Origin of the sequence: Myxococcus sp. CA040A (assembly GCF_013336725.1) — a bacterium.
In the GTDB taxonomy this organism is placed as follows: domain Bacteria; phylum Myxococcota; class Myxococcia; order Myxococcales; family Myxococcaceae; genus Myxococcus; species Myxococcus llanfairpwllgwyngyllgogerychwyrndrobwllllantysiliogogogochensis.
On sequence record NZ_JABUMR010000004.1, the window covers coordinates 428,813 to 454,639 of the forward strand.

23 protein-coding genes are annotated in these 25,827 nt (G+C 67.5%); 20 read left to right on the forward strand and 3 right to left on the reverse strand.

Translation table 11 applies throughout. From position 1 onward, the window contains the following. Positions 1 to 13: 13 nt before the first annotated feature. From HUA75_RS18805 to HUA75_RS18890, 18 genes are all read left to right on the forward strand, one after another. Positions 14 to 271 carry an acyl carrier protein gene (locus HUA75_RS18805; RefSeq protein ID WP_141640876.1) on the forward strand — a complete coding sequence of 86 codons (258 nt, stop codon included), beginning with the start codon at positions 14 to 16 and terminating at the stop codon, positions 269 to 271. Then, positions 268 to 819 carry a hypothetical protein gene (locus HUA75_RS18810; RefSeq protein ID WP_141640875.1) on the forward strand — a complete coding sequence of 184 codons (552 nt, stop codon included), beginning with the start codon at positions 268 to 270 and terminating at the stop codon, positions 817 to 819. The genes HUA75_RS18805 and HUA75_RS18810 overlap by 4 nt, the downstream gene beginning before the upstream one ends. Then, positions 812 to 2,512 (forward strand): AMP-binding protein, encoded by a 1,701-nt coding sequence (locus tag HUA75_RS18815; protein WP_174487195.1) that lies wholly within the window; start codon positions 812 to 814, stop codon positions 2,510 to 2,512. The genes HUA75_RS18810 and HUA75_RS18815 overlap by 8 nt, the downstream gene beginning before the upstream one ends. Next, positions 2,509 to 3,246 (forward strand): glycosyltransferase family 2 protein, encoded by a 738-nt coding sequence (locus HUA75_RS18820; RefSeq protein WP_141640873.1) that lies wholly within the window; start codon positions 2,509 to 2,511, stop codon positions 3,244 to 3,246. Before HUA75_RS18815 ends, HUA75_RS18820 begins: the two co-directional genes overlap by 4 nt. Beyond that, the gene (locus tag HUA75_RS18825; protein ID WP_174487196.1) at positions 3,243 to 4,187 is read left to right on the forward strand and encodes an acyltransferase; all 945 of its coding nucleotides are present in this window, start codon (positions 3,243 to 3,245) and stop codon (positions 4,185 to 4,187) included. Before HUA75_RS18820 ends, HUA75_RS18825 begins: the two co-directional genes overlap by 4 nt. Further along, positions 4,162 to 5,718, forward strand: a complete 1,557-nt coding sequence (gene hutH, locus HUA75_RS18830) for a histidine ammonia-lyase (RefSeq protein ID WP_174455085.1) — start codon at positions 4,162 to 4,164, stop codon at positions 5,716 to 5,718. The genes HUA75_RS18825 and hutH overlap by 26 nt, the downstream gene beginning before the upstream one ends. Continuing rightward, positions 5,708 to 6,127: a thioesterase family protein gene (locus HUA75_RS18835; protein WP_141640870.1), complete on the forward strand. Its 420-nt coding sequence runs from the start codon at positions 5,708 to 5,710 to the stop codon at positions 6,125 to 6,127. The genes hutH and HUA75_RS18835 overlap by 11 nt, the downstream gene beginning before the upstream one ends. Continuing rightward, positions 6,124 to 6,735, forward strand: a complete 612-nt coding sequence (locus HUA75_RS18840; protein ID WP_174487197.1) for an outer membrane lipoprotein carrier protein LolA — start codon at positions 6,124 to 6,126, stop codon at positions 6,733 to 6,735. Before HUA75_RS18835 ends, HUA75_RS18840 begins: the two co-directional genes overlap by 4 nt. Further along, the gene (locus tag HUA75_RS18845; protein ID WP_174487479.1) at positions 6,725 to 9,022 is read left to right on the forward strand and encodes an MMPL family transporter; all 2,298 of its coding nucleotides are present in this window, start codon (positions 6,725 to 6,727) and stop codon (positions 9,020 to 9,022) included. The genes HUA75_RS18840 and HUA75_RS18845 overlap by 11 nt, the downstream gene beginning before the upstream one ends. Beyond that, entirely contained in the window at positions 9,019 to 10,251 is a 1,233-nt protein-coding gene (locus tag HUA75_RS18850) for a tryptophan 7-halogenase (protein WP_174487198.1), read from the forward strand. The genes HUA75_RS18845 and HUA75_RS18850 overlap by 4 nt, the downstream gene beginning before the upstream one ends. Beyond that, entirely contained in the window at positions 10,239 to 10,805 is a 567-nt protein-coding gene (locus tag HUA75_RS18855) for a DUF3261 domain-containing protein (RefSeq protein ID WP_174487199.1), read from the forward strand. The genes HUA75_RS18850 and HUA75_RS18855 overlap by 13 nt, the downstream gene beginning before the upstream one ends. A 4-nt stretch (positions 10,806 to 10,809) precedes the next feature. Beyond that, the gene (locus HUA75_RS18860) at positions 10,810 to 11,991 is read left to right on the forward strand and encodes a beta-ketoacyl-[acyl-carrier-protein] synthase family protein (RefSeq protein ID WP_174487200.1); all 1,182 of its coding nucleotides are present in this window, start codon (positions 10,810 to 10,812) and stop codon (positions 11,989 to 11,991) included. After that, positions 11,991 to 12,455: a hotdog family protein gene (locus HUA75_RS18865; protein ID WP_141640864.1), complete on the forward strand. Its 465-nt coding sequence runs from the start codon at positions 11,991 to 11,993 to the stop codon at positions 12,453 to 12,455. Before HUA75_RS18860 ends, HUA75_RS18865 begins: the two co-directional genes overlap by 1 nt. Then, positions 12,448 to 13,179 carry a 3-oxoacyl-ACP reductase FabG gene (gene fabG, locus HUA75_RS18870; protein WP_141640863.1) on the forward strand — a complete coding sequence of 244 codons (732 nt, stop codon included), beginning with the start codon at positions 12,448 to 12,450 and terminating at the stop codon, positions 13,177 to 13,179. The genes HUA75_RS18865 and fabG overlap by 8 nt, the downstream gene beginning before the upstream one ends. Further along, entirely contained in the window at positions 13,176 to 14,414 is a 1,239-nt protein-coding gene (locus HUA75_RS18875) for a beta-ketoacyl-ACP synthase (protein ID WP_141640862.1), read from the forward strand. Before fabG ends, HUA75_RS18875 begins: the two co-directional genes overlap by 4 nt. Positions 14,415 to 14,425: 11 nt before the next feature. Then, entirely contained in the window at positions 14,426 to 14,869 is a 444-nt protein-coding gene (locus HUA75_RS18880) for an excinuclease ATPase subunit (protein WP_141640861.1), read from the forward strand. Between the two features lie 123 nt (positions 14,870 to 14,992). Next, positions 14,993 to 16,768: a serine/threonine-protein kinase gene (locus HUA75_RS18885; RefSeq protein WP_174487201.1), complete on the forward strand. Its 1,776-nt coding sequence runs from the start codon at positions 14,993 to 14,995 to the stop codon at positions 16,766 to 16,768. Positions 16,769 to 17,042: 274 nt separating this feature from the next. After that, the gene (locus HUA75_RS18890) at positions 17,043 to 18,800 is read left to right on the forward strand and encodes an FG-GAP-like repeat-containing protein (protein ID WP_174487202.1); all 1,758 of its coding nucleotides are present in this window, start codon (positions 17,043 to 17,045) and stop codon (positions 18,798 to 18,800) included. Positions 18,801 to 18,814: 14 nt separating this feature from the next. Here HUA75_RS18890 and HUA75_RS18895 read toward each other — a convergent pair whose 3' ends face one another. The 3 genes from HUA75_RS18895 to HUA75_RS18905 all read right to left on the reverse strand — a co-directional run bounded on the left by HUA75_RS18895 (position 18,815) and on the right by HUA75_RS18905 (position 21,054). Then, positions 18,815 to 19,639 (reverse strand): DUF429 domain-containing protein, encoded by an 825-nt coding sequence (locus HUA75_RS18895; protein WP_174487203.1) that lies wholly within the window; start codon positions 19,637 to 19,639, stop codon positions 18,815 to 18,817. A 200-nt stretch (positions 19,640 to 19,839) separates the two neighbouring features. Next, positions 19,840 to 20,319: a hypothetical protein gene (locus HUA75_RS18900; protein WP_174455073.1), complete on the reverse strand. Its 480-nt coding sequence runs from the start codon at positions 20,317 to 20,319 to the stop codon at positions 19,840 to 19,842. Positions 20,320 to 20,352: 33 nt separating this feature from the next. Continuing rightward, positions 20,353 to 21,054, reverse strand: a complete 702-nt coding sequence (locus HUA75_RS18905; protein WP_254627640.1) for a DUF6585 family protein — start codon at positions 21,052 to 21,054, stop codon at positions 20,353 to 20,355. A gap of 1,084 nt (positions 21,055 to 22,138) precedes the next feature. Here HUA75_RS18905 and HUA75_RS18910 point away from each other — a divergent pair. Both HUA75_RS18910 and HUA75_RS18915 read left to right on the forward strand, forming a co-directional pair. Beyond that, positions 22,139 to 23,890, forward strand: a complete 1,752-nt coding sequence (locus HUA75_RS18910) for a tetratricopeptide repeat protein (protein WP_174487204.1) — start codon at positions 22,139 to 22,141, stop codon at positions 23,888 to 23,890. Positions 23,891 to 23,926: 36 nt separating this feature from the next. Continuing rightward, the gene (locus HUA75_RS18915; RefSeq protein ID WP_174487205.1) at positions 23,927 to 25,783 is read left to right on the forward strand and encodes a DUF262 domain-containing protein; all 1,857 of its coding nucleotides are present in this window, start codon (positions 23,927 to 23,929) and stop codon (positions 25,781 to 25,783) included. Positions 25,784 to 25,827: the final 44 nt, after the last annotated feature.

Consider the following 25,827-nt stretch of genomic DNA (forward strand, 5'->3'; position numbering starts at 1 on the left):
GGGGGATATGCACATGACCAAGACCCAGCTCTTCGAGAACCTGCGCACGCTCCTGCAGGACACCTTCGACATCGACCCGGCCCGGATTACCCCCGAGGCCCGCCTCCGCGACGACCTGGACATCGACAGCATCGATGCCGTGGACCTGCTCGTGAAGCTCAAGCCCGTGACGGGCAAGCGGCTTCCGCCGGAGGTCTTCAAGTCGGTCCGGACGATTCAGGACGTCGTCGACGCCCTGCACAGCCTGCTCGACGAGTCCGTGGCGGCGTGAAGCTTCTGCGTCCAGCGCTGCTCGGCGTGCTGAGCCTCGCGTATCCGCTGCTGGTGTACTGGGGCCTGGGCCGGTTCGAGCCTCGCTGGATGGCGGTGCCCCTGGCGGGCATGGCCGTCGTGCGGGCCGTGGCCACGCGCGAGCGTGTCTGGCTCGTCACGGCCGCGGGGGCCCTGGTCCTCGCGAGCACCAGCCTGCTGGGCAACCACGCCCTGCCGCTGAAGCTCTATCCGGTGCTCGTGAACACGATGCTGCTCACCGTCTTCGCCACCAGCCTCGTGTCCCCGCCCAGCGTCATCGAACGGCTGGCGCGGCTGCGCGAGCCGGAGCTCCCCCCGTCCGGCGTGGCCTACACGCGGCGGGTGACGCAGGTGTGGTGCGGGTTCTTCGTCGTCAACGGGAGCATCGCGCTGGGCACCGCGCTGTGGGCCAGTGACGCCACGTGGGCGCTGTACAACGGGCTCATCGCCTATGGGCTGATGGGCGTGCTCTTCGCCGGGGAGTGGCTGGTGCGCCGACGCGTGAAGGCAAGCCACGCCCATGGCTGAGCGCATCGCCATCGAACACCTCCTCAGCCGTGGACGCCCCGCCGACTTCCCGGTGGCGTTTCGCGAGGGGCAGGTGCTCACCTTCGCGGACTTCGAGGCCCGGGCCGCCGGCTGGCGCGCCGCGTACGAGCGGCACGGGGGCCACCGCTTCGCCCTCTCCTTCGAGGACACCTTCGAGTTCGCAGCGGCCCTGCTCGGCGCCTGGCACGCGGGCCGGTGCGTCTATCTTCCCTCGGAGATCCAGCCCACCACGCGCGAGAAGCTTCGCGGCGAGGTGGACGGCTTCGCCGGCCAGATTCCCTCGTCCACCCCGCTCCTGAAGTTCCAGGAGGGCGCGCGCGCGGAGTGGACGCCGCTCTCCCCGGAGGCCCAGGCGCTGGTCGTCTACACCTCCGGCTCCAGCGGAGAGCCCGCCGCCATCCCCAAACACCTGGGGCAGCTCACCCGGGAGGTCGCCACGCTGGCGGACCTCTTCGATGACAGGCTCGGTCCCAGTCCCTGCCGCGTGCTCGCCACGGTGTCGCACCAGCACATCTACGGCCTGCTGTTCCGGGTCCTCTGGCCGCTGACGTCGGGCCGGCCGTTCCTGGCCCGGAGCCTGCCGTACCCCGAGGACATCGTCGCCGAGCTTTCGCACGGGCCGGCGGCGCTCATCGCCAGCCCCGCCCACCTCAAGCGGCTGCCGGACACGTTGGACTGGGCGGGCGTGCGGGGGAACCTGCGCTCGGTGTTCTCCTCGGGGGGCCCCCTGTCCACCGACGCTCTGCACGCCTGTCGCGGGCTGCTCGGGCAGGCGCCCGTGGAGGTCTACGGCAGCTCGGAGACCGGGGGCATCGCCTGGCGCCAGCGCACCCAGGACGAGGCGCTGAGCTGGAGGACGATGCCCGGCGTGGAGGTCCGCCTGACGGAGGACGCCCTGGCGGTCCGCTCCCCCCACCTGCCGGACGGGAACTGGTTCCAGACGGAGGACCGGGCCCGGGTGCTGCCGGAGGGCTTCGAGCTGCTGGGGCGCATGGACCGGTTGCTCAAACTGGAGGAGAAGCGGGTCTCCTTGAGCGCCATGGAGCGGGCCCTGCTGGAGAGTGACCTCGTCCGCGAGGCGCGGGTGGTGCCCCTGTCCGAGGGAAACCGCTCGGTTCTGGGGGTGGTGGCCGTGCTGGGGCCCACCGGCCGGCACCTTCACGCCGACAGTGGAAAGCCCTTCCTGAACCGGGCCCTGCGAAAGCACCTGTCTTCCCAGTTCGAGCCCAGTGTCCTTCCGCGTCGATTCCGGTATCTGGAGTCGATGCCAGTCAACTCCCAGGGCAAATCCACCGAGGCCGCGCTCGTCGCCCTCTTCGACTCCCGCCGCCCGCCCCTGCGGGTGCTCGAGCACACCGCGGACCGCGCCGTGCTGAGCATCGAGACGCCGGCGAGCCTGCCGTACTTCAAGGGCCACTTCCCGGAGAAGGCCATCCTGCCCGGCGTGGCGCAAATCGAGTGGGCGCTCCATCTGGGCCGGGAGTTGTTCACGCTCCCGCCAGAGTTCCTCCGCATGGAGGCGGTGAAGTTCCAGCAGCTCATCGTCCCCGAAACGCTCCTCACCCTGGAGCTCACCTGGACACAGGCCAAGGGCAGCCTCCAGTTCAAGTTCACCTCCGAGGCCGGCACCCACGGGAGCGGCCGCATCCTGCTCGGTGAGGTCCGCGGATGAAGCTCTGCGTGGTGATTCCCGTCTACAACCACGGCGAGGCGGTGGGCGCGGTGGTGAACTCCGTGCGCGCGCACGGGCTGCCGTGCCTGCTGGTGGATGACGGCAGCGAGCCGGGCTGCGCGAAGGTCCTGGACACGCTGGCGGAGGCGGACAGGTCCGGCATCGAGCTGGTGCGCCTGCCCAAGAACGAGGGCAAGGGCGGGGCGATGATGGCGGGCTTCCGGGCGGCGAAGGCCTCCGGCTTCAGCCACGCGCTGCAGATTGACGCCGACGGCCAGCACGACACCCGGGACATCCCCCGCTTCGTCGAGCTGGCGGCCTCGGCCCCGGAAAAAATCATCTGTGGCACGCCCATCTACGACGAGTCGGTGCCCAAGGGCCGGCTGTACGGCCGCTACGCCACGCACATCTGGGTGTGGATCAACACGCTGTCACTGGCCATCCGCGATTCGATGTGCGGCTTCCGCGTGTATCCGCTGACGCCCACGCTCGCGCTCATCGACTCGGTGAGCATTGGCAGGCGCATGGACTTCGACGTGGAAGTCATCGTGCGGCTGTACTGGCGAGGGGTGGGCATCCTCAACCAACCCACCCAGGTGCGCTACCCCACCGACGGCATCTCCCACTTCGACGTGCTCTGGGACAACGTGCGCATCTCCCGCATGCACGCCCGGCTCTTCTTCGGGATGTTGCTGCGGCTGCCGCTGCTCTTGTGGCGGAAGGTCTCCGCATGAAGCCGCGGCATTGGGCGGAGATGGGCGAGAGCACCTTCGTGCTCGGCATCTGGCTGTTGTACTGGGTCCACCGGCTGCTGGGGCGCTGGCCGTTCCGCCTCTGTCTGTACCCCGTGGTCCTGGTGCACTGGCTGGCCCGCCCCGTGGTGCGCAAGGCATCGCTCCAGTACCTCTCGCGGGTGGAGCAGGCCACCGGCGCGCTCGGGCGCAAACCCGGGCGAGGCGACAGCCTGCGCCACATGGTCACCTTCGCGGAGACGATGCTCGACAAGCTCCTGGCCGTCAGCGGGAGATACCGCTTCGAGCAGGTCCACACCGAGGGGCGCGAGCAGTTCTACGAGGTGGTGAAGGCGGGCAAGGGCGGCATCATCGTCACCGCGCACATGGGCTGCCTGGAGCTGTGTCGCGCCATGGCGGAGAAGCGTGGCGAAGTGAAGCTCCACATCCTGGTGCACACCCGCCATGCCGAGCAGTTCAACCGCCTGCTCAAGCGGCTCAATCCGGACAGCGGCTTCCAGTTGGTGGAAGTCACGGACATGGGGCCTGGGACAGCCGTCGCGCTGGAGAAGTACGTGACGGAGGGCGGGTTCGTGGTGATTGCCGGAGACCGGGTGCCGGTGATCGCCAGTCAGACGGTGGACGTGGACTTCCTGGGGCACAAGGCCGCCTTCCCCGTGGGGCCCTACGTGCTGGCCTCGCTGTTCAAGTGCCCGCTGTACCTGCTGGGGTGCATCCACGAGAACAACGGATACACCATCCATTTCGAGACCCTGGCCGAGCGAGTCGAGCTCCCCCGGGGCAAGCGCGCGGCCGCGTTGACGGGCCACGCCCAACACTATGCCGAGCGGGTGACGGCGCTGCTGAAGCGCTCTCCGTTCGATTGGTTCAACTTCTTTCCCTTTTGGGATCAGGCGAATGCCTCCGCCAGGAATCAAGAATGAGCGTGCGGTCCGGTTCGATGGGAGCCGGCTCGCCATTGAAGACGTGTCCGCGCTGTCGCGCCGGGAGCGTGACGCCGAGCTGAGCACTTCCACTGACTTCCGCCGCAGAATCACCCGGGGCGCGGAGTTCCTGGACCGGCTGCTGGCGGAGGACGGGAACATCTACGGCGTGACGACGGGGTACGGAGACTCGTGCACCGTCTCCATTCCGCCCGAGCTGATCGCCGAGCTGCCGCACCACCTCTACGCGTACCACGGCATTGGCGCGGGCCGCTTCCTGACGCCCGAGGAGACGCGCGCGGTGCTAGCGGCGCGACTGGCCTCGCTGGCCCAGGGGGTGTCCGGCGTGGGGCTGGGGTTGCTCACCCAGTTGGAGCTGCTCCTGCGCCACGACATCCTGCCGCTGATTCCCGCCGAGGGTTCGGTGGGCGCCAGTGGCGACCTCACGCCGCTGTCCTACGTGGCGGCGGTGCTCTGCGGAGAGCGCGAGGTCTGGTACCGGGGCGAGCGACGTCCCGCCGCGGAGGTGCTCGCGCGGCACGACCTGAAGCCCCTGAAGCTGCGCCCCAAGGAAGGCCTGGCCATCATGAATGGCACGGCGGTGATGACCGCCCTGGCCTGCCTCGCGTGGGAGCGCGCCGAGTACCTGGGACGACTGGCCACCCGGCTCACCGCCTTCAACGTGGTGGCGAGCGCCGGCAACGCGCACCACTTCGACGAGGCGCTGTTCGCGCTCAAGCCCCACGTGGGCCAGCAGCGCGTGGCCGCGCGACTTCGCGTGGACCTGGCCACGGACCGGCCGAGCCGCAATGAGCAGCGCTTGCAAGACCGCTACTCCCTGCGCTGCGCGCCTCATGTGATTGGCGTGCTCGAGGACGCCCTGCCCTTCTTCCGGGCGCAAATCGAGAACGAGCTGAACAGCGCCAACGACAACCCGCTCATCGACCCCGACAGCGAGCGGGTGCTGCACGGCGGCCACTTCTATGGGGGCCACATCGCCTTCGCCATGGACGGGCTCAAGACGGCCGTGGCCAACGTGGCGGACCTGATGGACCGGCAGCTCGCGCTGCTGGTGGACACCCGCTACAACCACGGGCTGCCCTCCAACCTCTCCGGCTCCACGGGGCCCCGCGCGGCCATCAACCACGGCCTCAAGGCGGTGCAGATCAGCGTCTCCGCGTGGACGGCGGAGGCCCTCAAGCAGACGATGCCCGCGTCCGTGTTCTCCCGCTCCACCGAGTGCCACAACCAGGACAAGGTGAGCATGGGCACCATCGCCGCGCGCGACTGCCTCCGGGTATTGGAGCTGTCCGAGCAGGTGGTGGCGGCGATGCTCATCGCGGCGCGTCAGGGAATCACCCTGCGCGGCCGAATTGCTCAAGAAATGAATCTGGCGCCGTCTCTTGCGTCGATGCAGGCCGATCTGGAGCAGCGAATCCCGCTGGTGGTGGAGGACCGAGCGTTGGACAAGGAGCTGCAAGGGCTGCTGGGCGCCATCCGCGCCCGCGAGTGGGGGCTCTATGAGGCCTGACCTCAGCCATGAAATCGAGCTGTCGCCGCCCTTCCATGACATCGACCTGATGGAGGTCGTCTGGCATGGCCACTACGTGAAGTACCTGGAGCTGGCGCGGTGCGCGCTCCTGGCGAAGTTCGACTACGACTACCCGCAGATGCTGGCGTCCGGCTTCGCGTGGCCCGTCGTGGACATGCGGCTGAAGTACGTGCAGCCCGCGCTCTACGGAAAGACGCTGAAGATTCGCGCCGAAATCACCGAATGGGAGAACCGACTCCGTATCGACTATGTGATTCGAGACGCCTCCACGGGCCGCAAGGTGAACCAGGCCCACACCGTCCAGGTCGCCGTGTCGATGGCCACCAAGGAGCTCCAGTACATCTGTCCGCCGGTGCTCTGGCAGCGGCTGGGGGTGAAGCCCGAATGAAGCGCGCGCTCTTGCTGGGGATGCTGCTGGTGGGCTCGACGGCCAGCGCCGGTGACGACATCGTCGCGGGGGTCCGAGCCCGGCTGGCGGACGTGCCGCTGTTGCGGGGGGACTTCGAGCAGAAGAAGACGGTGGCTGGATTCAAGAAGCCGCTCGTCTCGCGCGGGGCGTTCCTGCTGTCGCGGGAGCACGGCGTGCTGTGGGACACGCGGGTGCCCTTCGCGTCCACGCTCACGCTGACGCGCAAGTCGCTGAGCGCCGAGCAGGGCACGGGCGCGGCGGCCTATCACCTGGACGCGAGCAAGGAGCCCGGGCTCGCGGCGGTGAACGAGGTGATGTTCGCGCTCCTGTCCGGTGACGTGGCCGCGCTGTCCAAGCGCTTTCGCGTCGAGGGCGAGCTGGTGGGCACGGCGGGCTGGAAGCTGACCCTGACGCCCACGGACGCGGGCCTCGCGCGCGTCTTCAAGAGCATCCATCTGGAGGGAGACTCGTATGTGCGGCAGGTCAAGCTGGACGAGGCGCGTGGCGACACCAGCGTCATCCAGTTCGACAAGCTGAGCCAGACACCCGCCCCCAATGACGCGGAAGCCGGGCGTCTTGCGAAATAGGGCCGCCATCCTCTGGCTGTTGGTGGTGCTGGCCGTGGGAGTGCACCAGGTCCAGTTCTGGCGCTCGGCGCGCCTGGACACCGACGTCCTGGCGCTCCTGCCCGAGGACGAGCAGGCCCCGGAGGTCGATGCCGCCACGCGCAAGCTCGCGGACCAGGCGGGCCGGGAGCTGGTGTTGCTGGTGGGCGCGCCGGATTGGGCATCCGCCCAGCGCGCGGCGGACCTCGTCACGGCGGAGCTGTCGAAGGACACCTCGCTCCTGAGCCCCTCCGCCCTGGACGCGTCCTCGCTGGATGCGGCGCTGGAGCTGTACCGTCCCTATCGAGACAGGCTGCTGACGCCCGCGCAGCGCACGTGGCTTTCGCGGGCGACACCGGAGGAACTGGGTGGCACGGCGCTGATGAAGTTGTACCAGCCCGCAGGGCCCCACCTGACGGACTGGGAGGCGGACCCGCTGGGCCTGTGGCCGGACTGGTGGGCAGCGCGCGCCTCCGAAAGCACCGCGCGCCCGCGCGACGGTCGCCTCTGGCTGTCTGGCGAAGGCCGCGAGTGGGTGCTCCTGGCGTGGCACAGCCAGGTCTCCGCCTTCGCGCTGGGCGCTGACGGAAACATCACCACCGTGGTGGACCGCGCGCGGGCCGCCGTGACGACGCAGGTGCCCGGCAGCCGGCTGGTGGCCGCGGGCGTGCCGCTGTACGCGGAGGCCGCCGCGTCCCAGGCCAGCGACGAGATGTCCACCATTGGCATCGGCTCGCTGGTGGCGGTGCTCGTGCTGGTGTGGCTGACGTTCCGCTCGGTGCGGCCCATCGTCCTGGTGGGTGTGTCGCTGGGCATCGGCTGCGCGGTGGCGATGAGCGTCACGGCGCTCGTGTTCGAGCGGGTCCATCTGCTCACGCTCGTCTTCGGCTCCAGCCTGGTCGGCGTGGCGGAGGACTACGGCTTCCACTACTTCGCCGCGCGCCAGGGCAAGCCGCCCTCCGAGCGCGGGCCGCTGATGCGCAGCCTGCTGCCGGGCATGGTGATGGCGCTGCTCACCAGCGTGGTGGCGTATCTGGCCCTGGGCGTGGCACCCTTCCCCGGGCTGCGGCAGATGGCGCTGTTCTCCGCCACGGGCCTCGTGGGCGCGTTCCTGACGGTGGCCTGCTGGTTCCCGACGCTGGACACCGGCGCCCTGCCCGTGACGTCCTTCTCCACGCGCTTCGCCACATCCCTGGCGCGATGGCCCCGCTTCACCTCCACCCGCGCGTGGTGGGTGGGGACCGCGGCGCTCGTCCTGTTCATCATCGGAGGGCTGTGGCGCGTGCGGACGCGCGATGACGTGCGACAGCTGCAGGGCGCGCCGGCGCATCTCATCGCCGACCAGCGAGAGCTAGGGCGGCTCCTGGGGCTGCCCAGCCCCGCCCAGTTCTTCCTCGTGGGAGGCCAGGACGAGGAGCAGGTTCTCGCGCGCGAGGCTTCGCTGAAGGCGCGCCTGGACCCGCTGGTGACGGACAAGGTCCTCGCGGGCTATCGCGCGGTGTCGGACTGGTTGCCCAGCGCGGAGCAGCAGCGCTCGGACGCGAAGCTGAGCGCCCGCGCGGAAGCGCAGGCGGTGGCCGCCGTGGCCCAGGCCACGGGCGAGGAGCCCACCCGCGCGCGCTTCGCGGACGACGTGCTCACCCCGGAGCGGCTGCTCGCCAGTCCCGCCTCGGCGGCCATCCGGCAGCAGTGGCTGGGGCGCCTGGGCGAGAAGCACTTCAGCATCGTCATGCTGCGCGGTCTGAATGACCCTTCGGTGCTCCCGCGCATCGCCGACGCCGCCCAGGGGCTGGAGGGCGTGCGGTGGGTGGACAAGACGCAGGAGATCTCCCGGCTCCTGGAGCGCTACCGCCGGCTCATGGGCGGGCTCATCCTGCTGGGCTATGTCGCGGTGCTGTTGCTGCTCGTCGTGCGCTTCCGACGCGAGGCGTGGCGGGCCTGGCTGCCCACGGTGGTGGGCACGCTCGTCACGCTGGCGGTGTTCGGCTGGGTGGGCGAGCCGCTCCAGCTCTTCAGCGTGCTGGGCCTCATGCTGCTGCTGGGCATGGGCGTGGACTACGGAATCTTCATGTTGGAGCACCCGGGTGAGGGCTCCGCCTGGCTCGCGGTGGCACTCGCGGGCGTGAGCACCCTCCTCTCATTCGGTCTCCTGGGGCTCTCGGCCACTCCGGCCCTGCGCTCCTTTGGTCTCACCATGCTACTGGGCGAAGTCACCATCTGGTTGCTCACGCCCTGTTGCAGACTGCCTCCTGGCAAGGACGTGTCGTGAAGGTAGAAAAGACAGAAGTCGTCATCATTGGGGCGGGCCCCTCTGGCTCGGTGGCCGCGGGGATTCTGCGCAAGCAGGGTCGTCAGGTGTTGATCCTGGAGCGCGAGCAGTTCCCTCGCTTCTCCATCGGAGAGAGCCTGCTGCCTCAGAGCATGGAGTACATCGAGGAAGCGGGGATGATTCGCGACGTGGTGGAGGCGGGCTTCCAGTTCAAGAATGGAGCGGCCTTCGCGCGCGGCGAGACGTACACGGACTTCGATTTCCGCGACAAGTTCTCCAAGGGCTGGGGCACCACGTACCAGGTGCAGCGTGGAACCTTCGACCACGTGCTGGCGCTCGCCGCCGAGCGCATGGGCGCCACCCTGCGCTTCCGCCACACCGTCGAGTCCGTGGATGTCACCGGCGCGGAGCCCGAAATCACGGTGCGCTCGCCCGAGGGCGAGACGTACCGCGTGCAGGCGCGCTTCCTGCTCGACGCCAGCGGCTTCGGCCGTGTGCTGCCCCGCCTGCTCCAGTTGGAGACGCCGTCGAACTTCCCGGTGCGCGGCGCGCTCTTCACGCACGTGGAGGACCGCGTGCCGGCCGGCGGCAACTTCGACCGCAGCAAGATTCGCGTCACCGTGCATCCCAAGCACGTGGACGTCTGGTACTGGACCATCCCCTTCTCCAACGGGCGCTGCTCGCTGGGCGTGGTGGCCAAGCGCGAGTACCTGGAGCAGTTCCAGGGCACCGAGACCGAGCGGCTCAAGGCCATCGTCGCGGATGACCCGACGCTGTCGAAGCTCTTGAAGGACGCCGTCTGGGACACGCCCGCGCGCAGCATCACCGGCTACGCGGCGAACGTGAAGTCGCTGTGGGGCAACGGCTTCGCGCTCCTGGGCAACGCGGGCGAGTTCCTGGACCCGGTGTTCTCCTCGGGCGTCACCATCGCGGTCAAGTCCGCGAGCCTCGCATCCAAGTGCATCGGCCGTGTGTTCGCGGGCGAGACAGTGGACTGGGAGCGCGACTACGCGGTGCCGCTCAAGGCGGGCGTGGACACGTTCCGCACCTTCGTCGAGTCCTGGTACGCGGGCGGCTTCCAGAACGTCATCTTCCACCCCAACGCGTCCCCCGAGGTGCGTCGGATGATCTCCGCCATCCTGGCCGGCTACGCCTGGGACAAGGAGAACCCCTTCGTGGCTGACAGCCGGCGTCGGCTCGGCGTACTCGAGCAGCTGTGCGCCGCCTGATTCCCATCGTCGTCCTGTTCGGGCTCGTCTCCTGCGTCACCCCGCCCCCTCGGCGGGTGGCGCCGGAGGTGGCCCTGCCCACGCTCACGCTGGCTCCGGCGACGTTCGGAGGCAGCGTGAGTCTGTCGCAGCGCTTGAGCTTCGCGCATGACGCGGACCCGGGCGGACCTCGCTCGCTGGAGGCGCTCGTCGAAATCGACGCGTCGTCGCTCCAGTTGGCGGGGTTCGCGCTGGGCCAGCGCGTCTTCACCCTGCAGTGGGACGGCGCGAAGCTGGACGAGCAGCGGGACGCTCGCGTGCCCGAGCAGCTCCAGTCGCGCACGGTGCTGCGGGACCTCCAGTTGGTCTACTGGCCGGCCCCGGCGGTGCGCGCGGCCCTGCCGCCGGACTGGACGCTGGAGGATTCGCCGGGCGTGCGCGTGCTGCGCCACGCGGACAAGGACTGGCTCACGGTGCGTTATGATGGAGAGCCGCGTTGGGTGGGCCGCGCGGAGCTGGTCAACCTGGCGGAGCATTACCGGCTGACCATCGAGTCACGCCCCTCGGAGGAATGAGCTCATGATTCCGCCCGTCTTCCTGAATCAGCTCGGCCTCGTCTGCGCCCTGGGACAGGGCCTGCTCGAGGTGGCCACGGCCCTCTTCGGTGACAGGCCCACGGGCGTCTCCGAGCGCTTCGACTTCGCGGACCGTCCACTCCACGTGGGGTACGTCACCAAGCCGCTCCCCCCCACGGACGAGCTGCCGGTGCCGCTGCGCAGCCGGAACAACGCGCTCCTCCTCTCCGCGCTCTCCCAGGTGCGTCCCGCCGTGGACGAGGCCATGCGGCGCTATGGCCCGGAGCGCGTGGCCGTGGTCCTGGGTACCAGCACCTCCGGCATCGGGGAGAGCGAGGCCGCCATCGTTTCGCGCGCGGCCACGGGCCAGCTCCCCTCCAACTTCGATGTCCGTCAACAAGAGTTGGGCTCCCCCGCCATGGCGCTGAACCATGTGCTGGGCGTGAAGGGCCCCTCGTTCGTCATCTCCACCGCGTGCTCGTCCAGCGCCAAGGCCCTGGCCACGGCGGCGCGGCTCTTGCGCTCCGGCGCGGCGGACGCCGTCATCACGGGCGGCGCGGACGCGCTGTGCCGCTTCACCATCGCGGGTTTCACGTCGCTCGACTCGGTGAGCGACGCGCGCTGCAACCCGATGAGCGTCCACCGCCGGGGCATCAACATCGGCGAGGGCGCGGCCCTGTTCCTGATGACACGCGAGCCTGGGCCCGTGCGGCTCGCGGGTTGGGGCGAGTCCTCGGACGCGCACCACCTCTCCGCGCCCGAGCCCGGGGGCCGGGGCGCGCTCATCGCCATGAGGACGGCGCTGGAGCGCGCGGGCATCACCCCGGCCGACGTGGGCTACGTCAACCTGCACGGCACCGCGACGCCGCAGAACGACGCCATGGAGAGCCGGGCGGTGAGCGCGCTTCTGGGGGGCAACGTGCCGTGCAGCTCCACGAAGCCGCTCACGGGCCACACGCTGGGGGCCGCGGGGGCGCTGGAGGCGGCGCTGTGCTGGCTCACCCTCACGGACGACGCCCAGGGGCGGCTGCCTCCGCACTGGTGGGATGGAGTGGCCGACCCGTCACTGCCCGCCCTCGCGCTGGTGAAGCCCGGTGAGGCGCTCGGGCGCCCGCCGCGCTATGTCCTGAGCAACTCGTTCGCCTTCGGTGGCAGCAATGCCGCCCTCATCCTGGGAAGGGCCTGATGCGCACGCCCATTGCCTTCGACATCTCCGAGATTGTGCCCCACGCCGACCGCATGCGGCTGATCGACCGCGCGGTGGAGGGCGACGAGGAGAGCCTCGTGGCCGAGGTGACGCTGCGCGAGGACTGCCTGTTCCAGGAGTCCGGCGCCGTGGGCGGCTGGGTGGGCATCGAGTTCATGGCCCAGGCCATCGCGGCCTACGCGGGCTGGCGTCAGCGGCTGCAGGGGGAGACGCAGCGGATGGGCTTCCTGCTCGGCACCCGTCGGTATGAGTGCAGCCGCCCCGCGTTCAAGGTGGGCGAGCAGTTGCGCATCGAGGTCCGCCGTCAGTTCTGGACGGACAACGGGATGAGCCAGTTCGATTGTACGCTCGGGATTGGAGGCGAGACGGTGGCCACGGCCGCGCTGACGGTGTTCCAGCCCCCGGCCTCGATGGACGTGATGAAGGCGGGCACGGATGAGTGAGAAGACGGTACTGGTGACGGGCTCCAGCCGGGGCATTGGCCGCGCGGTGGCGCTGCGGCTGGCGCGCGACGGCTTCGACGTCGTGGTGCACTGCCGCGCGAAGGTCGAAGAAGCGGAGGCGGTGGCCGCCCAGGTCCGCGAGCTGGGCCGGGCCTCCCGCGTGCTGCGCTTCGATGTGGCGAACCGCGCCGAGACGGAGAAGGCGCTGCTCGCCGACGTCGAGGCGCACGGCTGCTACTACGGCGTGGTGTGCAACGCGGGCATCGCCCGGGACAACGCCTTCCCCGCCATGCCGCCCGAGGACTGGGACGCGGTGATTCACACCAACCTCGACGCCTTCTACAACGTGCTCAACCCCCTCTCCATGCCGATGGTCCGCCGACGCAAGCCGGGCCGCATCGTCACGCTGTCCTCCGTCTCCGGGCTCACCGGCAACCGGGGCCAGGTGAACTACAGCGCGGCGAAGGCCGGCATCATCGGCGCCACGAAGGCGCTGGCGGTGGAGCTGGCGAGCCGGGGCATCACCGTCAACTGCGTGGCGCCCGGTTTGATTGACACGGAGATGGTGGAGCCGCACATCGTGGAGGAAGCGCTGAAGTTGATTCCGGCGAAGCGCCTGGGGCGGCCCGAGGAGGTCGCCGCCGCGGTGAGCTTCCTGATGAGCGAGGACGCGGGCTATGTCACGCGGCAGGTCATCTCCGTGAATGGAGGGCTGTTCGGATGAGGCGCGTCGTCGTCACGGGCTTTGGAGCCCTCAGCCCCCTGGGTCACGACTGGCCGCAGGTGGAGGCGCGGCTGAAGTCGCTGCGCAACGCGGTGCAGGTCATCGAGGACTGGAAGCAGTACGAGGGGCTGAACACGCAGGTGGGTGCCCCCGCCGCGCCCTTCGTGCTGCCGCCGCAGACGTACTCGCGCAAGACGATGCGGGGCATGGGCCGGGTGGCGCTGCTGGCCACGCGCGCCAGTGAGCTGGCGCTCGTCGATGCCGGGCTGTTGGGAGACCCGCTGCTGTCGAGCGGGAAGATGGGCGTGTCCTACGGCTCGTCCACGGGCTCGCCGCCGAGCATCGGTGACTTCGGCCGGATGCTGGTGGCCAAGAGCACCGAGGGCATCACCGCCACGTCCTACGTGCGGTCCATGTCCCATACGGCCGCGGTCAATATCGGCGTCTTCTTTGGCCTCACGGGCCGCATCATCACCACCTCGAGCGCGTGTACGTCGGGGAGTCAGGGCATCGGCTACGCGTACGAGGCCATCAAGATGGGCCGGCAGGTGGCGATGCTCGCGGGCGGCGCCGAGGAGCTGGATGCCACGGGGGCCGCGGTGTTCGACACCCTGTTCGCCACCAGCACGAAGAACAACGGCACGCCCGAGTTGACGCCCCGGCCCTTCCACGCGCAGCGCGACGGCCTGGTCCTGGGTGAAGGTGCCTGCACGCTGGTGCTGGAGGAGCTGGAGCACGCCCGGGCCCGAGGCGCGCGCATCTACGCGGAGCTGGTCGGCTACGGTACGAACAGCGACGGGCGACACATCACCCAGCCCCACGCGGAGACCATGGCCCAGGCCATGCGCCTGTCGCTGGAGGACGCGGGCCTGGAGCCGGGCGTCGTGGAGTATGTGAATGCCCACGGCACGGCCACCGACACGGGCGACGTGGCGGAGACCACGGCGACGCAGCAGGTCTTCGGTGAGCGGATGCCCATCTCCTCCCTCAAGAGCTACATGGGGCACACCCTGGGGGCCTGCGGGGCGCTGGAGGCGTGGATGACCATCGAGATGATGCGCTCGGGCTGGTTCGCTCCGACGCTGCATCTGGACGCGGCCTCGGTGGATACGCGCTGCGCTCCGCTGGACTATCTGGTGGGAGATGGCCGAAGAATCCAGACCGAGGTCGTCATGACCAATAACTTCGCCTTCGGCGGCATCAACACGTCGTTGATCTTCCGCCGGTGGCAGTGACGGAGAACCCCATGAAGAAGGCAATGCTGCTGTCGCTGCTCGCGCTCACCGTCTCCAGCCCCGCGCTGGCGCGAGACACCGTGACGATGATTCCGCTCGCCTCCGTCCTGTCGATGCCGCAGGCCCAGGGGAAGCTGGATGGCACGGTGAAGTTCTACCTGGCCGGCGCGAAGACGCCCGAAGTCACCAAGGAACTGGGCGAGGACGTCTCCAACAAGAAGACCAGCGGCGTGGGCAAGTCCGACGAGGAGGGCTGCAAGTGGGCCATCCTGTCGGCGCTGATTTCGCTCCAGGAAGGCGCCCAGAAGCGCGGCGCCAACGCCGTCGTCAACATCGTCAGCTATTACAAGAGGAACGAGCTGCAGAACGCCTCTGAAATCGAGTGCCATGCCGGCACCTTCGCCGTCGGCGTGACGCTCAAGGGCACCTACGCGAAGGTCGCGGGCAAGAAGTAGCTGTTCGCCGGGTCGATGACGCGAGCACGCCTCGCGTCATCCCCGGGGCACTCACGGCGGCCCCATCCTCCTGGATAGGCTGCAATTCGCGAGTACCGAGGTGTCTGGGTTAGGCTCCCACCCGTGACGCCCTACACGATGCTGCACCTGGCGCTCGCGGGGGCATTCTTCGTGCTCGCGCTGGTGCATTTCGCGACCTGGGCGGCGGTGCGCTCCCAACGTGTCCAGTTGTGGCTCGCGACGAGCTTCCTGGGCTTCGCGGCGCTGAGCCTCTCCGCGGGGGCCACTCGGCACGAAGTCGGGTGGATGTTCGTGGACACCCGTCCGTGGTTGTTGCTCGGCGCGCTGTGTTCCATTCCCCTGCCCTACACGTTGCTGCGAGTCCTCTGGGCCTTGCTGGACGTGCCGTTGACGCGCTCGCGGCGGGTGCTGCTGGGTGTGGCGGTGGCGTTCGGCGCGATGCGGGTCGCGGACGTGCTCGGGTCCGTGCTGGCGACGTCGGGGCCCCGGATGACGTCCGAGGACCTGTCCCGCGCGACGGTGGGGTTGGGGCTGCCGATGTTCTGGCTGCTGGCCGTGACGGTGGGAGGCACGTGGGCCCTGGAGGCCTTGCTGACACTGAAGCGTCGGGGCGCCATGGCCGCGGCGGTGCTTGGGGCCGCCCTGCTCGCGCTGGGCATCCTGGGGCGAGAGCTGGCGGTGGACGTCGGGTGGATTTCAGGTCCGCCCCTGTTCGCGCTCGTGGGACTTCCGTTCCTGCTCCTGGCCACCACCTCGCTCGCCATCCTCACCGCGCGGTCCTTGAGGGGCGCGGACCTGGGCACGGGGATTCATCGCTACCGACGGCTCTCGCGCCTCGGACGTGGCGGCATGGGCGAGGTCTGGTTGGCGGTGCGCACGGGCCGCGCGGGGTTTCATCGGCTGGTGGTCCTCAAGCGGATGGTCGACGAGGACAGTGAAGACCCGGCCGTCCGGCTCCACCGTTTCATTGGAGAGGCTCGCACCGCCGCGCGCCTGCACCATCCGAACATCGTGTCCGTGCATGACCTGGGACAGGTGGACGGCGCGTGGTTCATCGTCATGGAGTACCTGAGCGGGGTGAACGCGCTGAAGCTCGCGCGGCTGGTGCGACGCGGAGGCGAGGTACCGCTCGAGATCGTGGTGGAGATCTGCCTGCAGTCCCTGAAGGGGCTCGCGTACGCGCACGAGCGAGGCGTCATCCACCGCGACATCAGCGCGGACAACCTGGTGGTGACGTTCGACGGAGTGGTGAAGGTCGTCGACTTCGGCATCGCGCATGGGGTGGGCAGTCCGCAGGAGCATCTGGCTTCGCGGTCGACGGCGTCACTGCCCCCTGTGAGTCGGCTCACCCAGGCTGGCGATGTCATTGGCAAGCTCGCGTACATGCCGCCGGAGCGTCGGGCGGGCGCGGAGGCGACGACGTCGGGTGACATCTACGCGCTCGGCTGCGTCCTCCATGAGCTGCTCTGGGGAGACCTTCCGGGCATCAGCCTGAGCCTGCAACAGCGCGCGCGGTGGGAAGGCCCGGAGGCTCCCGCCGTGAATCGGCTGCTTCGTGGAATGGTGGAGAAGGCGCTGCACCTGACGCCCGCGAAGCGCTTCTCGGACGCGAGCGAGTTGGAGCAGGCGCTGCTCCCCCTGAGGCAGGCACTTCCCGTGGTCGACCTCGCGAGCTGGCTGCGAGAGAACTACCCAGAACGCTGGTCTCATGAGCGCGAACTGTCCGAGCTGAGCGACCCCACACCCGAAGAAATGCAGGCCCTGCTCTCCCGTGCGCCACCTTCCGCGCCTGCCGAGTTGGAGCCCACCCAGCTCATCTCGCCGAAGGAGAAGCCGCCCGAGGAGGAGGCAACCCGGCGCCTCGGGGGACCGGGCTGAGGCACGAGAGGCGCCGGCGGCAGAAGAACTCGGAAGCCGTGCCAGCATGAGGGGCGGCACTCAGCATTCCGCCAACAAAGACATATCAGCGGCTCGAAGCGTCCGAGTCGAACGGACCCGGGCGAAGAATCCTGGTGTCTCGCGTTCGATTCCTGCGCGCGGCCCCCTGTCCCTCTGGATGGCGCCTCGCGTCCGCCAAGGGAAAGTCATGTTCATCGAGACATCAAGGCACCGAAACACCGGGCTCTCTGGAGCCCGAGGGCTCCTCCTCACCATGAGCGCAGGACTGCTCGTCGCGTGTGGCGCCCCCATGGACTCCACGTCGACCGCCGACGCATCCCTCGTGACCATCGGCACGTCTGAGCAGTCGCTGTATGTCGACTCGGACGAAGTCTGGGGGCGCCCCAACCTGACGGTGTGCTGGGACACGCCGGGCTTCGCCACCGAGAAGGAATGGGTGCGCACCTCCATCCGCGACACCTGGGAGAAGGAGAGCAATCTGGTGTTCTCCGGTTGGGGCGCCTGCCCCAGCTCCGCGGACATCCGCATCACCATCAGCGACGAGGGGCCTCACACCGAGGGACTGGGCACTGAAATCGAGGACGAGGACGAGGGCATGGTGCTCAACTTCACCTTCGCCAACTGGAGCCCCTCCTGTGCCTCCAGCGCCGCGCAGCGTGAGCACTGCATCCGCTCCATCGGCGTTCACGAGTTCGGCCACGCCCTGGGCTTCGCGCACGAGCACAACCGCGGAGACACACCGTCCACCTGCACCACTCCGTCCCAGGGCAGCGACGGGGACACCTACGTGGGCGCGTGGGACTTGATGTCGGTGATGAACTACTGCAGCCCGACCTGGAACAACGGCGGGCAGCTCAGCACCACGGACATCCAGGGCGTGCGGCAGTTCTACGGGCAGCCTCGCGGGGCCGACCAGCAGTTCCACGTGGCCAAGGTGGACTCCGACTTCCGCGCGGACATCCTCCAGACGTACCGGGGCTGGGGTTCGATTCCCATGTGCCGCTCGACGGGCAGCGGGTGGACGTGCACCAACCCTTCCGCGACTGTCTACAACTGGGGTTCTCCGGAGCAGCGGTACGTCACGGGTGACTTCAACGGCGACGGACGCACGGACCTGGTGCAGACCTATCGCTTCTGGGCCAGCTACCCGGTCTGTTACTCCACGGGACTGGGGGCCTGGTCCTGCTCCAATCCCTATGCGGACATCTACAACTGGGGAACCGGGAGCCAGCGCTTCATCACCGGCGACTTCAGCGGTGATGGGAAGACGGATATCGCCCAGGCGTACCACGACTCGTCGATGCTGCCCGTGTGTCGCTCCACCGGCACGGGCTGGTCCTGCAACAACCCGGCGGCCACGCTCCGCACGACGGACTCTCCCGAGGTGCGCTACCTGTCGGGAGACTTCAATGGCGATGGACGGGATGACATCGCGCAGGCGTATCGCCGCTGGTTGACGCAGCCCGTGTGTCTGTCGACGGGCACGGCCTGGTCCTGCAGCAACCCCAGCGTAGCCATGTACGACGCGGGCAATGCCGAGCAGGACTTCCTCACCGGCGACTTCAACGGCGACGGGCGGGACGACATCCTCCAGTCCTATCGCGGATGGAATGCCATGCCGCTGTGCTACGGCCTGGCCTCGGCGACCTGGTCCTGCAACATCCCGTCGGGCACGTTCTACAACTCGGGCTCGCATGAGCAGCAGATGCTGACGGGCGACTTCAACGGGGACGGGCGCACGGACGTCATCCAGACCTACCGTGGCTGGGGGAGCATCCCCACGTGCTACTCCACGGGCTCGGGCTGGAGTTGCAGCAATTCGTCGGCAACCATTTACAACTCGGGGTCCTCCGAGCAGCGGTTCATGGCGGCGGACGTCAACGGCGATGGCCGCACCGACGTCGTCCAGGTCCACCGCTCCTGGGCGCGCTACCCGGTGTGCCTGTCCACGGGCACTGGCTGGAATTGCGGCAACTGGCTGTCGACTGTCTACGACATCGGGACGTACTGAGCAGTCGAGTCTCGCTACTGCTCGGGTCGCTGCCTCACGGAGAAGATCCACCCCTCCCCCGTGCTTGCCGACGTGGGAGGGGCGCCGGTGAAACCCGAGGACCACGCCGACGCGGCTGACAGTGCGGCCAGCAGTGCATCGAGCGCATCTCCGTCCGCGTCAGAGACCATCGTGAGCAGGTCGCTGTCGGGGATGCGCAGGTCCGTGGACTCGCGGATGCGCCGGAGGATTTCTCGTCGGCGTTCCTCGAAGCCACGGCCCTTGTAGGTCTTGGGCAGGCCGAGCCACCGGACGACCTCGGCGGGGAGTACCTCCACCAGGGCCGGCCCGGGGCTCGTGCCCCAGGGAGGAAAGGCGCCGCGACAGGAACCGAGTGCCCGCAGGCCCCAATAGGTCTGCTTGTACATGCGCAGGTTGGTGGGGGCGAACGGCGCGGAGCAATCCACCTCCGTGACGCGCTTCTTCTCTGGCCCGACGGCGGCCCTGAACGACTCCGCCGAGTCGAATGTCGCGCTGATGGCCCGGCCCAGTTCCTGAGGGCCCATGGTGGGGAGCCCCAGCGAGGCCAGTTGGCTGGCTTCGAGGCTGAAGCAAAAGTCGAGTCCGACCACATCGGCGTCCTGGGCCGACAGCCATGGGCCCAGGCCCTCCGACACCGTGTTCGCCCCTTTCGACGTGAAGGGCCGCTGGAGGCACTGGAGCCGCCCCTGCCCTCCCTCGAAGCTCAGGGTCGCGGCCCAGACCTTCCGGTGTGCCTGAGCCGCACCGCTCCAGTCCACGCCGACCGCTCGTCCTTCATGAGGCAGCCACATGCGGCAGGCGCTCAGTCGCGGCGTCACATGCCTCTCCTGGTTGATCTCGACCGGGCCTCGCAAACTTCACGGCTTCGGGAGTCTATCGCAGGGGCCACATGGGCCCGCGTCCGCGCGGGACTCGTTCTTCGGTCTCCGCCCGGTGTCACGGTGCCTTCGAGACACTGGGAGGAGACCTCCCGCGCCGGGCCTGGCAGGGCCTGACGCAGGAGCGACTCAGCAGTGGATCACGCGGCCTGGCTGTAGCGGTCGCAGATGGCCAGATACTCGTCGCTCGACATCTGGACGGCGGCGACGCGCAGCTGCTTGGCCTTGGGCTTCTTCAGCGTGGTCTTCACGACCACCGACTTCCCGATGGGAATGCCCATGTACGACTGGTCGACGTAGGTGTTCTCCTTCATGTCGTCCCAGGCAATCAGCACGCCATCCGGGAAGAGGATGCCGTCCCGGCCGATGGTCAGCACGGGCGTGTCCAGGCTGCCCAGCGGCTTGACGCAGTTGAAGATCATCCAGATGGACGTCGCCGTGATGAAGCCGCAGAAGGCCATGACGCCCGTCTCGCCAATGGAGCGATAGGTGAGCGCGCCGAAGAAGGCCGTGGACAGCGTCCAGATGACAGCGCCCACGATGAGCTTCGTGCGCGAGTAATAGAACGCGTGCGGCTGGTCCGACTTCGCCTTCGTCTTGGCAGAGCTATAGATTTCCATGAGGTGATGCCTGTTCGGGGTTGGGGGAAAAAGTCACGGCTCGAGACGGTCGGTCAGGTAGGCCAGGAGCACCGGGGCGTTGACGATCTTCTCCTCGTCGATCTTCCGGAACCTCCCGTGCGCCGTGATGATCAGCTCCCGAGTCGACACGCCCTGGTCGTGCCCGTCCTGGAAGCGGATGCTCTCGATGTCATCCCAGCGGATGAGCTGCCTCTTGTGCGTCAGTCCCTCGGAGCTGAGCGTCAGCGGGCCGAAGGCCACGGAATGACCCGACGCGACCTGGCGGCGCACCTTGTCCAGGAGCGCGGCGACGACACGGTCCGTCACCTCGGCCTCGAGTTCGTCCGAGTCGCTCCACAAGTTCAGCCGCAGCCGGTACTTGCCGCCGCGATGGAGAAGCACGAGGCGGTCATGGTTGTGCTGGCGGACGATGCTGCCCACGTTCCCCCAGGCCAGCGTCGTGTCACCGGACGTGAGCCGCAGCGAGTCCACCGTCAGTGATTCAGGGGCGCGCAGCCAGACGAACAGGTCGCTGGCGCGCCACCCGATCACGTAGATACCGCAGGGGATGCCCAGGATGAGGATGAAGAACCCGAAGTAGCTCCGCAGCAGGTCATGAACCATCGACAGCGGGAGCAGGTGGATGGACATGGGTGCGAGCACCGCCGCCATCACCACGTAGATGAGGATGAGGCCCACCACGAGCCAGTAAACGGCCGGCGTGGGGAAGACCAAGGTGTGTACGCGCTTCAGGGGACAGCTCCCAACGGGCCGGATGGGTTCACCGAGGGCCACAAGTCCCGGTGAATGAATGTTCGTTCACCCCTTTATAGACAAAGACAGTTGCTTTTTCGACCACCAAAGAAGCGGGCGAGCACGGAGAGACGCCAAGTCGCGTATTCCCTGTCAGGGGGAAGAAAACCTGGCGAAGACAACACGTGAAACACTCCCGGCCTCTCAGGCAATAAGAGCGCCCCAGTGGAGACTTCACGCGTTCTGGGTTTCCAATTCCGCCGTGTCTCGCGAAAGCCAGCGCCACGCGAGCACGCAGCACACGCCCCGTTTTCATAGAGTCCAGGAATGATGCTCGCCTGCCCACGGTGTCGGTCATGCACGATTCACGCGTGTCTGCACCGACAGGCCGTGAAACGAGCGACCGCACTCAGAGCGACGCGATCGACGCCACGTCATCCATTCAGCTCAGCCAGGTGCGTGCACAGGGACAAGCCGAGCACCGCTCCCAGGCCAAGTCGAGCAGCGATTCCGGAGCAAGGTGAGCCGCAGTTCGGGGTGCCCAGGCGGAACTCGAAGCCAACACAGGCGGCTGGAAACCTCCGACACGACACACCACAAGCCCGCCATCCGCAGCGCGCATACGGGGCGAGATGTATGTCGGGGGAGCAAGGGCTCATCGTCCTCAGTGGGGTCGAGTCCCAACAAGGGCCAAAGCCGCTGAAGTTACTGGGCTTTTCTCGATGTCCACTGAACTTGGGTCGTTTGGCGGCGCCCACTCTGGTGCCATGGCAGCGTTCGCACATGAAGCGCGGACATCACTGCCAAAGCGGCACGGAGAGAAAATGGGTAAGAACAGTGACTACACGCCGAACGACCACCGTTCGATCGTCCAGAATCCGAACAACCCCGCATACCATAGCAACAACGGGAACCGGGGTGGCCAGATGAACCCACAGCATCCCAACTACCAGAGTGGTCAGCCGGCTACCGGTGGAAGCAAGACTTCGAACGGTAACAAGAAGTAGGAGCGAACACGGATGGGGCTAGTGGCATCGCCGCTGGCCCCATCCGTGGGCGAAACGACATGAGCTACTTCAATCTTCCGAGCGGCTCGGGCATCGAGTACCCGCGAAGTGGCCGACTCCTGGGCGAGGCGGCGGAGTTCCTCCGGCTGAAGGGCCTTCTCCGGGACGCACAAAGCTTTAGCTACAAGACCGCACAGCGTGTCTTCGATGATGACGTGGCAGTAGCCAGGGAGAAGCTCGACGCGGTGCTGAAAACGCTAGTGGAGGCCATGTTCCCTGCGGCGCTCGTCCCCGCAGACATCCTCCCTGCTGCTGACTTCGATCCGACTACCTGGGCTCTTTCCGTGACGCGCGAAGCAGCCGAGCGGTGGGACGAACTCGCAGCGTTGATGAACAGCCGGAGCTTCCCTATCACCGAGAAGCGCGATGCACCCATCCCGTTTCTTCGCCTCTACACTTTGGATGCGGGCATTCGCTGGGGAGCGTACCAAGTCCTGCGAATCGAGCACGGCCACTCGCCGGCATTCCGCCCCGTTTGGCTCGAACACGACGTCTTCCGCCGCGTGATGAACAAGATTGGAGGGAAGAGCGCCACGGTGGCCGAATTGGCGAAGCTGGCGCGAGTCTCCCGGAACACAATGGACTCGTGGCGCACCGGGAAGAGCGAACCGAGCAACGAGAATCTCGCCTTCCTTTCCGATGCCCTGGCAGCAAAGACGGGAGGGCCTGCGGAAGAAATAAACGCCCGGCTTCGTCTCGCGGCTGGAGCCGCCGCATGCCGCTCCCGGCTCTCCGACCTCATCAGCGAGGAGCGGCTAACGGACTTCATCAGGGCGTTCGAGACCACGGCGCGCCTGACAAGCAACCTGCTGTTGACCCTGGATCTCGGCCAGATGGAGCGCCGGGGCAAGCTGCTCGACATCATCTACCGCGGCGCCCACTCGCGGCTGGGCCGGATGCTGTGCGACCGCTTGGCCGAGAAGGCGTGGTTCCATGAAGAGGTCATGAACGATCTGCTCGCCCTGCCAGGACCTTGGCACAGCCGCCTGAACGCGTGGGCCCAGCGACTCGGTCCGCTCCCGTTCGCAGGTGACCCCATCGCGAAGGACCTCAGGATTCCTGCCAAGGAGGCACATCAGATGATGCCCATGGTCCGCGAAATGCTCTTGCGGATGAGCGGCTACGACTCGCAACCTCCCCAAGGAGCGCACGTCTTCAAGATCTCCGGACCTCCAGAGTTCAAAGCACGGAACCGCACCAGCCAGGCGAATGATGCGTTTTCCCGAGGGGACCTCCGCTCGGCTATCGAGCACATGCGAATCGCAGTGCAGTGGTTCCCCTCGGATGCGAACAACCACTACACATTGGGGGCGTACCTCGGCCACACGGTATCGCCTCAACAGCACCAACTCCTGGCAGAAGCGCTCCATCACTGCGCGGAAGCTGCGCGTCTGGCCCCCGATTGGGACCGGCCCCCGACCGAGTTCGGCATCATCCTTTCAAACGCGGGGAGATACGACGAGGCCGAGCAAGCGTTCGCCAGGGCGGACCAGGTCGCAAGCAAGTGGGACCACTTCCACGTCACTCGTGGAGTGAACCACTTGTTCGCCAAACGGTTCCACGAAGCCATTCCGTGCTTCCGTCAGGCGCTTGAGCTGGACCCCAAGCGTGTCGATGCCGCCGCAGGACTGGCAGCAGCACTCGAGGGAGCAGGACTCAGTGATAGCGACGAAGCAGTCAAGCTCCGCCGCGAGCTTGATCGCAAAACCTCCCACTGGCGCGAGTTGATCCGCAAACCTCTCCCAGTCTGAAATAGGCTCCCCGCTCATCAGCGAACGAGGGACACCATGTCCGCCGTCTCCAGCACCTTCCGCTCCGGCGAGCCCGCCCTACGAGACCTCTTGGAGGAAATCGCCAAGGGCCACGTCCAATTGCCTGACTTCCAGCGCGGCTGGGTGTGGGACGACGAGCACATCCGCTCGCTCATCGCCAGCATCTCGCTCTCATACCCCATTGGAGCGGTGCTCCTCCTGGAAACGGGCGGAGAGGGGGTGCGCTTCAAACCGCGCGTCGTGGAGGGGGTGAAGCTCCCCACCCCACCGCCTCCCCAGCGTCTCCTGCTGGACGGGCAGCAGCGCATGACCTCGCTCTACCTAGCGCTGCGCAGCGGACAGCCGGTCCCAACTACAACCGAAAAGGGAAAGGACATCTCGCGCGTCTACTACCTCGACATGACCAAGGCGCTCGACCCGATGGCTGACCGGATGGATGCAGTGGTGTCTCTCCCCCCGGGGCGCGTCCTCACCTCGAACTTTGCCCGCACCGTCGACCTGGACGTGAGCACCCCGGAGAAGGAGTGGGCCTCCGGACTGTTCCCCCTCGACGCGCTCTTCGATCTTTCCAAGTACCCGGCATGGCGGCGCGGCTACACCAAGCTACATCGTGACCGCAACGACGACGCCAAGCTCGACCTCTTCGACGCATTCGAAACGCAGGTGGTGAGCCGATTCCAGCACTACCGCGTCCCCATCATCGAGCTTCTTCGCGAGACCCCCAAAGATGCTGTCTGCCAAGTCTTCGAGAAGGTGAACATGGGAGGAGTATCCCTCACCGTCTTCGAACTGGTGACAGCATCCTTCGCCGCCGAGGACTTCTCACTTCGGGACGACTGGGAGATGCGCGCTGAGCGGCTACACGCGCACAGCGCCTTGTCCGACGTGAGCAACTCTGACTTCCTCGCCGCCGTGACCTTGCTCGCAACCTATCGGGCGAGCAAGGAGCGACGCGTGGTGGTGGGCTGCAAGCGTCGGGACATCCTCCAACTCGCAGCAGCAACATACCGCACCAATGCCGATATGGCGGAGGCGGGTTTCAAGGCAGCCAGCAAGCTTCTGGTGCGTGAGAATGTCTTCAGCGCCCGCGATCTGCCCTACCAGGCGCAGCTCATCCCGCTCGCCGCCATTTGCGCGGTGCTGGGTGACCGATTCGAGACGGACGGAGTGAAAGAGCAGCTCGCTCGCTGGTACTGGTGTGGAGTCTTCGGGGAGCTGTACAGCACCGCGAGCGAGACACGCTTCGCCTACGACATCGCGGAAGTGCTCGCGTGGATCGATGGCGGTGAGGCGCCGCGGACCGTGAGGGAGGCGTCGTTCGTCCCTACGCGCCTGCTGAGCATGCAGACTCGCCTGAGCGCCGCATACAAGGGGGTGATGGCAAAACTGATGCAGGTAGGCAGCCGCGACTTCAAAAGCGGCGATGCCGTCGAGCTGACGAATTTTTTCGAGGAGGCGGTGGACATCCACCACATCTTCCCCAAGTCTTACTGCGAGAAGCAGGGGCTCGATCGAAACCTCTGGAACAGTGTCGTCAACAAGGCCCCACTGACTGCCCGGACGAATCGCATCATCGGAGGCCATGCCCCTAGCACCTATCTCTCCAGCCTGGAGCGAAACCACGCAGTGGCGTCAGCACGTCTCGACACCATCTTGGAGAGCCATCTCATTCGCCCTGCGCTGCTTCGCGGCGACGACTTCCCTGGATTCATCCGCGAGCGAGCCAATCGCCTACTCGACCTCATTGCAGAGGCCATGGGCAAACCGGTAACGGGGCGGGACACGCCCGAGGTGCTCAGCGCTTTCGGCGGCACGCTGCCCACCAGCGAGGCCTCAGTGGTCACCCAAAACCGGCCAATAAAGGTCCCCTGAAAACCGGCCAATGGGGAGGGCTGAGACGTTGACGCGCGGGTAGG